Source organism: Sphingobacteriaceae bacterium (assembly GCA_002319075.1).
GTDB lineage: Bacteria > Bacteroidota > Bacteroidia > B-17B0 > Aurantibacillaceae > Aurantibacillus.
The window spans coordinates 2,333,780-2,347,465 of sequence record NVQB01000001.1 but is presented as its reverse complement, the minus strand read 5'-3'; the positions used below and the strand labels follow the sequence as shown (position 1 = coordinate 2,347,465).

Below are 13,686 nucleotides of genomic sequence, written 5' to 3'. Positions count from 1 at the left end.
TTCTACTCTATAGATTTTAGGAAGCGTTCATTTTTAATCATTTTTTTTAAACCTTCTTCAATCCCAATTAAGCCCTTGTTGAGTATCTGGCGCATCTTGGTGTTATCGGGCTGGCGACGTGTCATATCGCCTTCTTTCAAAGGTGCCTGATAAACAATCTTGGAAGTAGAGCCCGTAACTTTAATAGTAAGTTCCGCAAGTTCTTTAACCGTCATAAGTTCATCATTACCAATGTTGATTACATCATTAGATAAGAGCTGATTTTCAAAAATCTTATTGCAAACTTCAACGGTATCTTCAACATAAGTAAAAGTGCGGGTTTGAGAGCCATCACCATAAATAGAAATGTCCTTATTCTTTAATGCCGCTGCCAAAAATTTAGCTACTACAAAATCGGTACTTTGATTTGGCCCGTATGTATTGAAGAATCTAAAAATTGTATAGGGTAAACCATAGGCTTGCCAGTAGCTTCTAAAGAAAGATTCTCCTACATTTTTTACAACAGCGTAGGGAACGCGCGAATTAAGAGGTGTACGATGTTCATTCTGAGGAAGCTCAACAGGTTCGCCATATACTTCAGAACTTGAAGAAAAATAAACATGCTTTACCGAAGAGTTCTTGGATAAATTCAGGATGTTTTTTATACCCTCTATATCATTTAAAACATCAATTGGATTTTCCTGTGTTCTGATAACTCCCACTACTGCAGCAAAATGGAACACGTAATCAAAATTATAGGAGAGCATCACCGCTGAAATATCATTAAAGTTATTTACGTCGGCTTTAATTAATTTCCAATTCGCAATTTCCTTCGAAGGAAGTTTAGATAAAAAACCGGTAGATAGGTTATCTACTATAACAACGAAGTTCGAAGGGTCTTTGATAAGTCTTTCTACTAAAGCACTGCCAATATTGCCTGCACCCCCGGTTACTAAAATTTTATTTTTTGCTGCTTTCATAGAAGGATAACACAGTATTTGCCCACTTTTCAGGATTCAGTTTTTGAGCCAATAAATGACTGTGTTCTGACATTAAAATTAACTCTTTATGGTTTAAATCCATTATTTTTTTTAGGTCTTTTTTCAGATTTGGTACATTCTGAGGGTTGAAAGAAAAACCATTTTTTCCTTCTTCAAGAAATGCCTCTCCGGCTCCCACCGCTTTGCTTAAAAGCAGAGGAAAACCCGATGCTGCGTACTCATGAGCTACAACACCCCACGGCTCGAACCGACTTGGTAATACAAACACACCCGTTTTTTCGAGGATAGGTTCCAAATCTTTAGGTTGAACAAATCCAAAATGTTTTATTTTTGGGTGCTCCAGGGGTTTTAAATTTCCGGTGCCCAAACACCAAAGCTCCCATTCACTGGCATTCTCTTTCTGCAATTCGATAAAAGCCTGCCATAAATCGTGAACGCCTTTAAAATCGTAGTACCTGCCCACGTATAAAAACCGCTTAGGAAAATCTTCTTGTTTTGTTTTCTTCTGAGCTGAATAAATGCGGTTAAACTTTAGAAGATCGCAGCAATAAAATCCCGTTGCGATTTTTGATGGTTTAAACCCCAGCTTTTTTACATAAGTACTTTGAGGCTGCCCCGGCACCCAAGCCTGTGAAAAGGTATTTAATAAAAAGAAACGACTTAATATTATAGCCACGTATTGCTTTAAATCACCTCTCCAATGAGTGTCGCAGGTTAAAATAGTTGGAATCTTTTTAAAGTAGGGTTTTGTAATTTTTAAATAGTCTTTATCGATCCAACCGCTGCAAATAATCAGCGAAGGATTAATATCTGTTACCAGTTCCTGCAATTGTTGGAAGCTGTACTTGTCTTTATCGTAAACTCTTATTTTCTCAGAATAGTCAAACTGAAAAGGAGCTTCTTTATTCACCGGCCATCGAACAATGTGTACCTCAGCTGATTTAGCAAGTTCTTCACAACATTTTAAAAAATAATCTGCAAGCTCAGTATATAGAAAAAGGACTTTCATTAAATAATATTTACTTCTCGCTCAAGGGTAACTCCGAATTTATCCTGAACAGCTTTAATAACATAGGCCGAGAGTTCTAAAACATCCTCGCCTTTTGCGTTGTTTTTATTCACTAAAACAAGTGCCTGTTTGTCGTGAACTGCCGCCCCTTTACGCTCATATCCCTTTAGGCCGCTTTGTTCGATCATCCAGCCGGCAGCCAATTTATAATTTCCATTATCCAAAGGGTAGGCAACTAATCCTTCAAACGTATTTTTAAGGCTTTGAAATTTTGCCGCTGGAACTTCGGGATTCTTAAAAAAACTACCGGCATTGCCTGTTATTTTTGGATCAGGTAATTTACTTTGACGGATATGAATAACAGCATTAGAAACATCTTTAATAGTGGGCTCCGAAATATTCATTGCGTGTAATTCCGTGTTAATAGCACCGTAACTAGTATTGATTTTAGCATGCTTTTTTAACTTAAAGCTCACCGAACTTATAAAAAACTCGCTTTTGTATTTGTGTTTGAAAACACTTTCCCGATATCCGAATTCGCATTCTGCTTTGCTAAAAACCCTTCGCGTTCCATCCAGCATAGCATGAGCTTCCAGAGAATCAAAAACCTCTTTAATTTCAACTCCATAGGCCCCTATATTTTGCATAGGACTGGCACCCACGCATCCAGGAATTAAAGACAAATTTTCGAGTCCTGAATAGTTATTTAAAATACAGTAAAGTACAAACTCGTGCCACACTTCACCTGCCGCTACTTTTACAATCACCTCATCTTCATTTTCAGAAACAAGGCTTATCCCTTTCAAATTGTTTTTAAGAACAATCCCCTTAAAATCTTTTGTAAATAACAGATTACTACCGCCCCCTATAATTAATTTTTGGTTCGATTTATAAAGCGGGTTAGAAACTAATTCCTGAAAATCCTCTACCGAATTTATTTCCGCGAAGTAATCGCAATAAACTTCAATACCAAACGTATTGTAGGATTTCAGGTTAACCTTTTCTTTAATCTGCAGCATCTGCAGCAAAAATATGTAATAAATTAGGTGTAATATTTCTATCTTTAAGCCAATATCAACAAAGTATTTGTTTACAACAAAAAAAATAGCAATTGTTAGCGTTATAAATGATCTTGTAACCGACAACCGTGTAAATAAAACTTGTTTTGCTCTCAAAGAATCGGGTTATGATGTCGTCTTAATTGGGCGAAAATTACCCTCTTCTTTAGAACTTCCAAGCTGGCCTTTTAGAGCAATCCGAATGAACTTGCTCTTTAAAACAGGCCCTTTATTTTACCTCTTTTTCAACCTGAGACTTTTTTTAAAGTTGCTTTTTAAAAGGGCTGACCTGCTCTATTCAAACGATCTCGATACTTTACTTCCTAACTATCTTATTTCTCAACTTAAAAAAATTCCACTTATTTACGATAGTCATGAATTGTTTTGTGAAGTGCCTGAATTACAAGATGCACCTTTTAAAAGAACTATCTGGCTGAAAATAGAAGGATCAATTGTGCCTAAATTAAAAACCTGCATTACCGTTAACGACAGTATAGCGAAAGTGTTCAGCCAAAAATACGGGGTACCGTTTCACAGCATCAGGAACATTTCAGAATACCAATCATCATTTATTCCAAAATCACGACAAGACCTTAATCTTCCTATTGATAAAAAAATTCTGCTTTTACAAGGTGCGGGTATTAACGTTGACCGGGGTGCTGAAGAGTTAATTGATGCAATGGCATTGGTAGAAAACGCCCTTCTTTTAATTATTGGCAGTGGTGATGTGTGGAAACTACTTGAAGAAAAAATAAAAACTAAATCCTTATCCGGTAAAGTAAGATTGATCTCGAAAATTCCCAAAACTGAACTGATGCATTATACCTATAATTCTGATCTTGGGCTGAGTATCGATAAAAACACAAATCTCAATTATCACTACAGCCTTCCAAATAAAATTTTTGATTACATAAATGCCGGAGTTCCCATATTAGCAAGCCATTTACCGGAAATAGAAAATATCGTTGCCTTTTATGGTGTGGGAGAATTTATAACAGATCATCAACCTAAAACAATTGCCTCAGCAATAACCAACCTTATTGCATCTTCGCGACTTACAGACTATAAAAACAATACACAAAAGGCAAAAATCGAACTTAACTGGTCGACGGAAAAAATAAAGCTTCTTGACCTTATTAACCAGGCCCGGTGATAAAATTAAATCTTCATTCTATTAATTTACTTAATTTTGAGAAGTTATACGACTATGGAATTTTCAGCACAGCAAATAGCAGGTTTACTACATGGGGTTGTAGAAGGTGACGAAAACAGCGTTGTTACCAACCTCTCTAAAATTGAAGAAGGGAAGTCTGGAACCTTATCATTCCTTGCAAATCCTGCTTATACAAATTATATTTATACAACCGATGCTAGTATTGTTATCGTTAATACTACTTTAGTTCTCGACAAGCCGGTTAAATCAACCTGTACGCTTATTCGTGTCGAAAATGCTTATGAGTCTTTTGCAAAATTGTTAGAGCTTTACACGCAAATAAAAGGAAATAAGACAGGTATTGAACAACCCAGTTTTATTTCAGGTAATGCTGTTTTGGGCACCGATTGTTATGTAGGTGCATTTGCATACATCGGACAAAACGTAAAAATTGGAAACAACGTAAAGATTTACCCCCACGTTTATTTGGGAGACGATGTCACTATTGGAGATAACACCACTTTATTTTCAGGAGTTAAAATTTATCATGAATGTGTTGTTGGCTCTAATTGCACGGTTCACGCCAGCACAGTTATTGGTAGCGATGGTTTTGGATTTGCTCCAAATTCAGAAGGACAAACGTTTGCAAAAGTGCCGCAAATTGGTAATGTTGTTATTGAGGATAATGTAGAAATTGGCTCTAATGCTTCTATAGATCGTGCTACGATGGGTTCTACCATTTTACGTAAAGGCGTAAAACTAGATAACCTTGTGCAGATAGCTCATAATGCCGAGGTGGGAGAAAATACTGTGATCGCCGGTTTATCAGGAGTTGCGGGCTCAAGCAAAGTTGGAAAAAATTGTATGATCGGCGCACAGGTGGGCATTGCTGGCCATTTAAGAATAGCAGACGGCGTAAAAATTGCAGGCCAGTCTGGTATAGGTTCTAATATTGACAAAGAAGGCGAAATCGTTCAGGGCTCTCCGGCCTTTAGTATTGGCGATTACAAACGCTCATACGTTTTATTCAGAAGTCTTCCTAAATTAAACGACAAAATATCGGATCTCACTAAAAAATTAAATTCTAAGTAATGAAAGTGGACGTGCTTGCAATAGGAGTGCATCCTGATGATGTAGAGCTTGGCTGCAGCGGCACCATTGCAAAACACATTGCGATGGGTAAAACTGTAGCTGTTTTAGATCTTACTCTAGGCGAGCTTGGAACCCGTGGTAGTGCCGAACTCAGAACCATTGAAGCAACAGCCTCCGCAAAATTATTAGGAGTGAGTTCGAGAACTCAATTAGATTTTAAAGACGGCTTCTTCCAAAACAATGAAGAGCATCTCAAAAAAATAATTCAGCAAATCAGGAAATACCAGCCAGAAATTGTTCTCTGTAATGCAGTCAGTGACAGGCATCCCGATCATGGGCGAGCAGCAAAACTTACTGCCGATGCTTGTTTTTACAGTGGTTTAATGAAGATCGAAACGTCTTTTGAAGGAAAATTACAAAAGACTTGGCGACCAAAAGCAGTATATCATTATATACAGGATCATTACATTCATCCTGATTTTGTTATTGATATCAGTGAATTTTATGATATCAAACATAAATCAATTATGGCTTTTTCTTCGCAGTTTTTTAGCGCCGGTTCTAATGAGCCACAAACGCCCATTTCAAGCAAAGAATTTTTGGAAACCCTGGATAGTAAAATGGCCCTTTGGGGGCGCGCCATCGGGACGCGTTATGCAGAAGGCTTTACGGTGGGTCGTTATCCTGGTGTAAATAGTTTGTTTGATTTAATCTAAGAAATCAGTTATATCTCTGCAAACCTCCTCCACGTGCTCCAAATTAAGTGTATGGCCAGCGTTTGCTACCACTATAAGTTTTGAGCCTTGAATACTCTTATTCACCTCTTCTGCTAAATGCACGGGAACTAACATGTCTTTCTCTCCTTGAATAATTAACGTTGGAGCTGTTATTTTTTGAAGATTTTTTCTAAAGTCTTTTCTTTCTTTTGTGGCCCTCATTAAGTTAAAAATCGCCTCCGAACTTAATTGAAGATCTTTACGCCCCTTTTTTAAATTAGCAATAGAAACCATGGGATTAGAAAAGTAATTTTCGCTTAAAATACTTGGCAACATAATATCCAGCATTAAGCTATAACCTCCCATTTCCAAAGCCCGCCACCAACTCAATTCTATTGCCTCATAATAAGGCGTTTTATGGGCGAAAGTGGAAACCAGTACTAATTTTTTCAGATAAGATGGATAGTTAACTGCAAAATGCTGAGCTACCATACTGCCGTATGAAATTCCAACAATGCTTATTTCTTGCATATTTTCCTGGTCAAGAATCGCCTTAAGATCTTTCGCATGTGTATCAAAATCACGCCACTCACCCAACTTATCACTTTGTCCCTGAAAAATAAAATCCATTAATAAAATTTTATACTTGTCTTTAAAGTGTGGAAGCATCAATATCCACGAGTCGGTAGATTGTGTTAACCCATTTAAAAAAACAAGTGTTTGAGAGGCGTTCTCGTTACCGGTAATTTTATAATAGAGATTTAGATTGTCAGCTGTTTTGCAAATCATTTCTATAGGTACTCAAATTTAATTCTTGATTTTGTAATTGAAAGGCGTGCCTTCTTTCCAAAGTAAAGGGCCATGTTGTTTTCAATATGTCCTGCAGGAAAACTAAAGCAAACAGGATACTTATATTCCTTCACAGCATCTTTAATAATTTCTTCGGCTGTTTTGCCGAAAGGAACTGCGTTGTCTTTCATCTCGCTCATTCCACCGACTATAAGGCCCTTCAGATCTTTTAGTTTGCCGCTGCGTTTTAATTGAAGAATCATTCTGTCAATATGATAAAGTTGCTCGTCGAGATCTTCAATGAAAAGGATTTTATTTTTTGTGGAAATGTCATCCACGCTACCACTCAAAGCATACAGCAACGAAAGATTTCCGCCAACGACTTCTGCGTCTGCGCTGCCACTTCTGTTCAATTTATTTTTTTGAATTTCGTATTCTAACTTCTCTCCGAATAAAGCCTTTTTTAGAGACTCTGTTGCCTCTGCGTTTTTGGTAAACTGAAAAGCCATTGTTCCGTGAATACTGGCTACCTTTAATTTTGTAAGGCGGCTCTGAATCACAGTGGTATCACTATAACCAATGATCCATTTCGGATTTTTTTTAAATTTTTCGAAGTTAATAAGATCGATAATTCGCAAAGTGCCGTAACCTCCCCCTGCAATTAGAATAGCCTTTGCGCTTATGTGATCGAGCGCCCATTGTAAATCATGCGCCCGCTCCTTATCGGTTCCCGCAAATTGATTGTGCTTTTTGTAAAGATGCTTTCCAGCTTCAACTTTAAGTCCCCAACTTTTAAGAATTTCTATGGCGGGTTCAACTTGATCTTTACTCCTGGCGCGGGCAGTTCCTATAATTAAAACGGTATCGCCTTTCTTTAAATACGATGGTGCAAGTAACATTTAGCGTTTCTTCTTTACTACTTTTTTTGGAGATGCTTTTTTCTTAGAATCATTTTTTGTCTGCTTGGCTGCAGCCTTCGCGTGGAAAGAAATATTACTCAGGTTCTGTTTGTATTTTTTATGTTCAGGCTCGTTATCTACTTTTAAGTGATACCAGAATTCGCCGCTTTTTATACGGTACACCTGCATATCTGAAACTCCAAATTTCTCAGCGATTTTACTAAAAGATAGTTTGCGTTTTGGATCCCAAATCATTTTTTTTAAAGCAATAACATTTTTTTCAGTTAGTACTTTTGAATGTGTGCTTTTTGTAATGGCCTTCTTTTGTCGCGATAAAATTGACCTTGGGCTCTGGGAAGTATGCGCCCTATGCTCCTCGTTGGTAGACCATTTTAAATTATCCGCGTGATCGTTCAGATAATTATGATCTTTATGAATAATGAATTTATGTTTAGCTGAGGGCTTTGTAAGAAAATGTCTTGCCACTTCACGCGATAAAAAGATAGCCTTATTTTTACCGTTCTGACGTGTGTTATAGCGATAATTGCCGGCCGTAGGTTTAAAATGCCTCACTTCCACTTTGCCATCAACCATAACGCCAAATCTTCCGTGGTTAGATATCATGTAAGGTACTGTGGGCTTTTTCCCATCAATGCTTATAGCTTTCCAAATTTCTTTTTTATTGCTCATGATAGATTTATTTTACCTTTGTATAAAAGTAATAATTTATAACACATAAAGAAATAAACAGGCCTTTATTTTAAGATTCAAAGGGTCTACAGGTATATGAACTCAAAATTTAAAAGAACACTAATAACAGCTGCTTTACCTTATGCCAACGGCCCAGTGCACATTGGCCATCTTGCCGGTTGCTATCTTCCATCAGACATTTACGTAAGATACCTGCGCAGCTCGGGACAAGACGTAAAGTTCGTTTGCGGAAGCGATGAGCATGGCGTACCTATTACCATTAAAGCAAAAAAAGAAAATACAACGCCACAAGCAGTGGTAGACAAATACCATAAAATTATGGGCGATGCCTTTAAAGAATTTGGTATTTCTTTCGATATTTATTCTCGCACTTCTTCAAAAGTACACCATCAAACGGCCTCAGACATGTTTAAGGTAATGTACGAAAAGCATGGCTTTACCGAACAAGTTACCGAACAGTATTACGACGAAGCCGCTCAGCAATTTCTTGCAGACCGTTATATTGTTGGAACCTGTCCTAATTGCGCTAACCCCAATGCTTACGGAGATCAGTGCGAAAGATGTGGCTCTACCTTAAACGCTACCGACCTTATCAATCCAAGGTCTACTCTTTCTGGTAACAAACCTGTTTTGAAACAAACAAAGAACTGGTTTCTCCCACTTGATAAGTTACAACCGCAGATTAAAGAATACCTTGATAAACATAGCGATTGGAAACCCAATGTTTACGGGCAGTGCAAAAGCTGGTTAGAAAGCGGTGACGGCTTGCAACCTCGTGCTATGACACGTGATCTTGATTGGGGAATACCGGTGCCTGTTGAAGGAGCTGAAGGAAAAGTTTTGTATGTATGGTTCGATGCACCTATCGGATATATTTCAGCAACAAAAGAATTGCTACCTGATACCTGGGAAGATTATTGGAAAAAAGACGATTCGCGTTTAATTCATTTCATTGGAAAAGACAACATCGTTTTTCACTGCATCATTTTTCCTGCTATGCTTATGGAACACGGTGGCTTTATTTTGCCTGACAATGTTCCTGCAAACGAATTTTTAAATTTAGAAGGCGATAAAATTTCTACCTCCCGTAACTGGGCTGTTTGGCTTCATGAATACCTGGTTGAGTTTAAGGACAAACAAGACGTTCTGCGTTACACACTTTGCGCAAATGCCCCGGAAACAAAAGATAACGATTTTACCTGGAAAGATTTTCAGACAAAAAATAACAGCGAACTCGTTGCTATTTTTGGAAACTTTATTAATCGCACACTTGTTTTAACACACAAATATTATAATGGCAAAGTGCCCAATACCAGCTCTTATACTAAAGAAGATTTAGTAGTATTAGAGGAGTTGGCGAAGGCTCCGGAAAAAATTTCTAAAGCTATAGAACAATTTAAGTTCAGAGAAGCAGTTAGTGAACTAATGAATGTAGCAAGGCTCGGAAATAAATACCTGGCCGAAACAGAACCCTGGAAATTAATTAAGACCGATGAAGAGCGCGTAAAAACCATTATGAATATCGCACTCCAAATCTCCTGTAACCTTGCAATCCTTTCAGAACCTTTTCTTCCTTTTACCTCCAAGAAGTTATTCGATATGCTTAATGTCCATCCTTTAAAATGGAATTCAGCCAAACAAACGTCTAATATGGCGCAAGACCATTTGATCAATAAAGACGAGTTGCTTTTTTCTAAAATTGAAGATGCGGAAGTTCAAGTTCAATTAGACAAGCTCCAACAAAGCAAATTGGAAAACGAACAAAATAAACCTGTTGAAGCAATTAAATCAGAAACCACTTTTGACGATTTTTCAAAAATGGATATCAGAACAGCTACTATCATAGAGGCAGAGGCTGTGCCAAAAACGGATAAACTTTTAAAGCTTTTGTTGGATACGGGTGTGGATAAAAGAACGGTAGTAAGCGGAATTGCCCAGTATTATAAGCCTCAGGACATTATTGGTAAAAAGGTGTGCCTGCTGGCGAATCTTGCACCACGTAAAATAAAAGGCATCGAAAGTCAGGGTATGATTTTAATGGCCGAAAATGCAAAAGGAGAATTATGTTTTGTTTCTCCTATATTAAATGACTTTCAAAATGGCTCATTGGTTAAATAATAAATTTGCAGTTTTATTTTTCTGTTTGTTCTCAGGAAATTTTCTATTCGCACAAATAGGAACGGAGCCGGCTGTTTATAAGGATTATAAAGATCCGGAGCAGTTTGATAATTTTCGTAGAACGAGATTAGTGGTTGGCGCATGGCAGATTAATACGCTTAAAGAAAAAGGGGCCATCGTTGTGAAACTAAAAACAAGCAAGTTGTTAATAGATGAGCTTCTAAAACAAGGAAATCAAAGTCTTGCTCTTGAAAAACAACTTGAACTTTTTGCCGTAAACAGAAACACCCTATTTGCTTATAAGGAGAATTTGAATTTTTGCAAGGTTTATTTTATGTATAGCAACTATAGCGATAGTTTATTAAATGGTAAACGAGACGGAATTTTTCTAGATACAAATCTTGTTATTGACCCTTCCATTAAAATGAAAGAGGAATTTTACATCATTGCTGAAAGTGATTTTGCTTATAGTTCTTCAATAGGTTTTGTTCCTGAAGATTCTGCTCGTACAATCAAGGAAACTGGGAATCCAATAAAATTGATGGCCGTGGTTTTAAAAAATAAATATGGTCATCAGCTTAAAAGTCCTATGCCATATGCTACACGCGATATTAATTTTAGTCCAACAAACTATTTTTTTCCAGTCAGCTATACACCAGCCCAAAATGGGCTCGCTACAGCTATCTATTTTCCGGTGAATAGAACTTTTCTGAGAGATTTGAAAGAAAATCCAGATAATAAAACCGTTCTTACAAAAAATGATGTAAATGTTGTAACAAAAGTTAAGTTGAAAAAAGAATATACCTATGAGAAAATTTCTTCTTCAATCAGTCAGCTAAATATCAGTTTGTACGAAACATTTAAAGAATATCCCAAACCAGATGTAAACCGTATTAACAGCAAAATAAAGCCGCTTCTTTATTAAGTTTAACTATTACTAACTATCCGAACAAAGCGCTAAAAGCCTCTTCCATTTTAGACACCGCAACAACTTCTATTTTAAAATTTTTGGTGTTCAATCCTTTCAAATTAAAGGAAGAAATAAATATTTTCTCAAAGCCTAATTTTTCCGCTTCCATAATGCGTTGCTCTACCCGGCTTACAGGACGTATCTCGCCGGTTAAACCTACTTCTGCTGCAAAACAAACAGTTTGAGGAATAGGCAGGTCTTCGTTGCTGCTTAAAATCGCACACACCAGCGCAAGATCAATGCCCGGATCTTCCACGCGAATACCACCAGCTATGTTGATAAAAACATCTTTGATTCCTAACTTGAATCCGCAGCGTTTTTCAAGTACCGCCAGCAACATCGACAAACGACGAAGATCAAACCCGGTAGAGGAGCGTTGTGGCGTGCCATAAGCGGCACTACTTACCAAAGCTTGTGTTTCTATCAACATCGGACGATTCCCTTCCATTGTGGCAGAAATAGCAACACCACTGGTAGGATTCTCTCTATCTGTAATTAAGATCTCTGAGGGATTGGTAACTTCCCTTAACCCGTCACCATTCATCTCATAAATGCCCATTTCGTTGGTATTTCCAAAACGATTTTTGGTAGCTCTTAAAAGGCGGTATATGTGATTTCTATCTCCCTCAAATTGCAAAACAGTATCCACCATGTGCTCAAGTACTTTTGGCCCGGCAAGGCTTCCCTCCTTGGTTATATGACCGATCATAAACACTGGCGTATTGGTTTCTTTTGCAAAACGTAAAAACTCCGCAGCACATTCTCTCACCTGGCTCACACTACCCGGACTGCTATCTACATAGCTTGTATGCAGTGTTTGAATGGAATCAATAATAACAAGTTGCGGCTGTATTTCTGCGATCTGCTGAAAAATATTTTGAGTATTTGTTTCCTGCAGGATAAAACAACTTTCTGTAGTTACGCCAATGCGTTCCGCCCGCATCTTAATCTGTTGTTCGCTTTCTTCGCCGCTAACGTATAATATTTTTAAATTTTTTAAACGTAAAGCTAGCTGTAGCATTAGGGTGGATTTTCCAATACCTGGCTCTCCACCAAATAAAACAAGGCTTCCCGGAACAATGCCGCCACCCAACACACGCGTTAATTCTTTTCCCGGAACGGCAATGCGGGGAAAATCCTGGAGTCCTACGTCTTGTAAAAGGATAGACTTATTCGAAGTGTTCTTTGGATTTTTATTAGCTGAAAATAATTGTAGCCTGTCATTCTTTGATTCTTTGTGAATCACTTCCTCCACATAAGTATTCCACTCATTGCAGCTCGGACACTTTCCTATCCATTTAGCCGACTGAGCCCCGCAATTCTGACAAAAATAAGTTGTTTTGGTTTTTGACATAACTAAATTAAGAAACAAATTTACAGCCTATTGCTGCAATCGCTTGCTATTAATTGTAGTATGTCTTTTAGTAATTTTAAAGCAGGTTAAGCTTTTGCATCAACTCTTCTCTATAAGAGCCACCAACCGGAATAATTTTTTTCTCGTTTTCAAGAACAACATTCTGATTGTCGATACTTTGAATTTTATCAAGACGTGCAATAAACGAACGGTGAACCCTCACAAACTCAACGTTTCCAAGTTTCTTATCCAGCTCTTTCATAGTACTATGCACTGTGTATCTTGCAAACTCTGTATTTATAATCACATAGTCTTTAAGGGCTTCTACAAAATAAATATCTTTCAAATAAACTTTTACTAAACGACTGTTTGATTTTACAAACAAAATATCTTTTGCTTTTTCGTCTTTGTTTTCAACAAGCGAATATAAAAAGTCTCTTTCCTTTAATAAAGCCGAATCTTTCTGATGTTTATAAACCGCCATTTCTATTGTAGAATGCAGGTCAATTTCCTTGAAAGGTTTTAAAATATATCCGTATGGCTCAGTTATTTTTGCTCTTGAAAGCGTTCCTTCATCTGCATACGCCGTTAAGAAAATAACCGGCACATTCATTTTCTCCTTAATTTTCTCGCTCACTTCAATGCCAGTCAATGGACCTTTTATCATGATATCCATCAAAATAAGATCGGGCATCAACTCTGTAATTTTATCAATAGCATCCTTCCCGTTATTTGCAAATCCAATCACGTTATAACCTAATTTAGTGAGGCTATTTTGAATGTCTTTAGCAACTATACTCTCATCTTCAACAATAAATATGTTTAGCTTTTCCATAA

13 protein-coding genes are annotated in these 13,686 nt (G+C 37.3%); 5 read left to right on the top strand and 8 right to left on the bottom strand.

The window, feature by feature from the left end:
• Positions 1-2 precede the first annotated feature (2 nt).
• The 3 genes from CNR22_10230 to CNR22_10220 are packed head-to-tail and all read right to left on the bottom strand — an operon-like array spanning position 3 to position 3,008.
• Positions 3-959 carry an epimerase gene (locus CNR22_10230; protein PBQ32132.1) on the bottom strand — a complete coding sequence of 319 codons (957 nt, stop codon included), beginning with the start codon at positions 957-959 and terminating at the stop codon, positions 3-5.
• Entirely contained in the window at positions 940-1,989 is a 1,050-nt protein-coding gene (locus CNR22_10225) for a glycosyl transferase family 1 (GenBank protein PBQ32131.1), read from the bottom strand. The genes CNR22_10230 and CNR22_10225 overlap by 20 nt, the downstream gene beginning before the upstream one ends.
• On the bottom strand, positions 1,989-3,008 hold the full coding sequence (locus tag CNR22_10220; protein PBQ34870.1) for a UDP-N-acetylenolpyruvoylglucosamine reductase: 1,020 nt from the start codon (positions 3,006-3,008) through the stop codon (positions 1,989-1,991). Before CNR22_10220 ends, CNR22_10225 begins: the two co-directional genes overlap by 1 nt.
• 67 nt (positions 3,009-3,075) lie before the next feature.
• Here CNR22_10220 and CNR22_10215 point away from each other — a divergent pair, with 67 nt between their 5' ends.
• From CNR22_10215 to bshB1, 3 genes are read left to right on the top strand one after another with little or no spacing between them, the layout of a single operon-like run.
• The gene (locus CNR22_10215) at positions 3,076-4,200 is read left to right on the top strand and encodes a glycosyltransferase (protein PBQ32130.1); all 1,125 of its coding nucleotides are present in this window, start codon (positions 3,076-3,078) and stop codon (positions 4,198-4,200) included.
• A 54-nt stretch (positions 4,201-4,254) separates the two neighbouring features.
• A complete protein-coding gene (lpxD, locus tag CNR22_10210; protein ID PBQ32129.1) occupies positions 4,255-5,292 on the top strand; it encodes a UDP-3-O-(3-hydroxymyristoyl)glucosamine N-acyltransferase in 1,038 nt (345 codons plus the stop codon).
• Complete coding sequence (gene bshB1, locus CNR22_10205; protein ID PBQ32128.1) at positions 5,292-6,008, top strand: bacillithiol biosynthesis deacetylase BshB1; 717 nt, start codon at positions 5,292-5,294, stop codon at positions 6,006-6,008. Before lpxD ends, bshB1 begins: the two co-directional genes overlap by 1 nt.
• Here bshB1 and CNR22_10200 read toward each other — a convergent pair.
• The 3 genes from CNR22_10200 to CNR22_10190 are packed head-to-tail and all read right to left on the bottom strand — an operon-like array spanning position 6,000 to position 8,386.
• Positions 6,000-6,797 carry an alpha/beta hydrolase gene (locus CNR22_10200; protein ID PBQ32127.1) on the bottom strand — a complete coding sequence of 266 codons (798 nt, stop codon included), beginning with the start codon at positions 6,795-6,797 and terminating at the stop codon, positions 6,000-6,002. The genes bshB1 and CNR22_10200 overlap by 9 nt on opposite strands.
• A gap of 2 nt (positions 6,798-6,799) precedes the next feature.
• Entirely contained in the window at positions 6,800-7,696 is an 897-nt protein-coding gene (locus CNR22_10195; protein PBQ32126.1) for an LD-carboxypeptidase, read from the bottom strand.
• Complete coding sequence (locus tag CNR22_10190) at positions 7,697-8,386, bottom strand: hypothetical protein (protein PBQ32125.1); 690 nt, start codon at positions 8,384-8,386, stop codon at positions 7,697-7,699.
• Positions 8,387-8,482: 96 nt separating this feature from the next.
• Between CNR22_10190 and CNR22_10185 the strand changes: the two genes are divergently transcribed.
• Together CNR22_10185 and CNR22_10180 are read left to right on the top strand one after the other, a co-directional pair.
• On the top strand, positions 8,483-10,525 hold the full coding sequence (locus CNR22_10185) for a methionine--tRNA ligase (GenBank protein PBQ32124.1): 2,043 nt from the start codon (positions 8,483-8,485) through the stop codon (positions 10,523-10,525).
• On the top strand, positions 10,494-11,450 hold the full coding sequence (locus tag CNR22_10180) for a hypothetical protein (GenBank protein ID PBQ32123.1): 957 nt from the start codon (positions 10,494-10,496) through the stop codon (positions 11,448-11,450). Before CNR22_10185 ends, CNR22_10180 begins: the two co-directional genes overlap by 32 nt.
• Before the next feature lie 16 nt (positions 11,451-11,466).
• Here CNR22_10180 and CNR22_10175 read toward each other — a convergent pair whose 3' ends face one another.
• Together CNR22_10175 and CNR22_10170 are read right to left on the bottom strand one after the other, a co-directional pair.
• Entirely contained in the window at positions 11,467-12,849 is a 1,383-nt protein-coding gene (locus CNR22_10175; protein ID PBQ32122.1) for a DNA repair protein RadA, read from the bottom strand.
• A gap of 76 nt (positions 12,850-12,925) precedes the next feature.
• Entirely contained in the window at positions 12,926-13,684 is a 759-nt protein-coding gene (locus tag CNR22_10170; protein PBQ32121.1) for a DNA-binding response regulator, read from the bottom strand.
• Positions 13,685-13,686: the final 2 nt, after the last annotated feature.

Excerpts from the sequence above, each read along its gene's own strand:
- CNR22_10230 (PBQ32132.1), bottom strand. The coding sequence starts at position 959 with ATGAAAGCAGCAAAAAATAAAATTTTAGTAACCGGGGGTGCAGGCAAT.
- CNR22_10225 (PBQ32131.1), bottom strand. The coding sequence starts at position 1,989 with ATGAAAGTCCTTTTTCTATATACTGAGCTTGCAGATTATTTTTTAAAA.
- CNR22_10220 (PBQ34870.1), bottom strand. The coding sequence starts at position 3,008 with ATGCTGCAGATTAAAGAAAAGGTTAACCTGAAATCCTACAATACGTTT.
- lpxD (PBQ32129.1), top strand. The coding sequence starts at position 4,255 with ATGGAATTTTCAGCACAGCAAATAGCAGGTTTACTACATGGGGTTGTA.
- bshB1 (PBQ32128.1), top strand. The coding sequence starts at position 5,292 with ATGAAAGTGGACGTGCTTGCAATAGGAGTGCATCCTGATGATGTAGAG.
- CNR22_10200 (PBQ32127.1), bottom strand. The coding sequence starts at position 6,797 with ATGATTTGCAAAACAGCTGACAATCTAAATCTCTATTATAAAATTACC.
- CNR22_10195 (PBQ32126.1), bottom strand. The coding sequence starts at position 7,696 with ATGTTACTTGCACCATCGTATTTAAAGAAAGGCGATACCGTTTTAATT.
- CNR22_10190 (PBQ32125.1), bottom strand. The coding sequence starts at position 8,386 with ATGAGCAATAAAAAAGAAATTTGGAAAGCTATAAGCATTGATGGGAAA.
- CNR22_10185 (PBQ32124.1), top strand. The coding sequence starts at position 8,483 with ATGAACTCAAAATTTAAAAGAACACTAATAACAGCTGCTTTACCTTAT.
- CNR22_10180 (PBQ32123.1), top strand. The coding sequence starts at position 10,494 with ATGACTTTCAAAATGGCTCATTGGTTAAATAATAAATTTGCAGTTTTA.
- CNR22_10175 (PBQ32122.1), bottom strand. The coding sequence starts at position 12,849 with ATGTCAAAAACCAAAACAACTTATTTTTGTCAGAATTGCGGGGCTCAG.
- CNR22_10170 (PBQ32121.1), bottom strand. The coding sequence starts at position 13,684 with ATGGAAAAGCTAAACATATTTATTGTTGAAGATGAGAGTATAGTTGCT.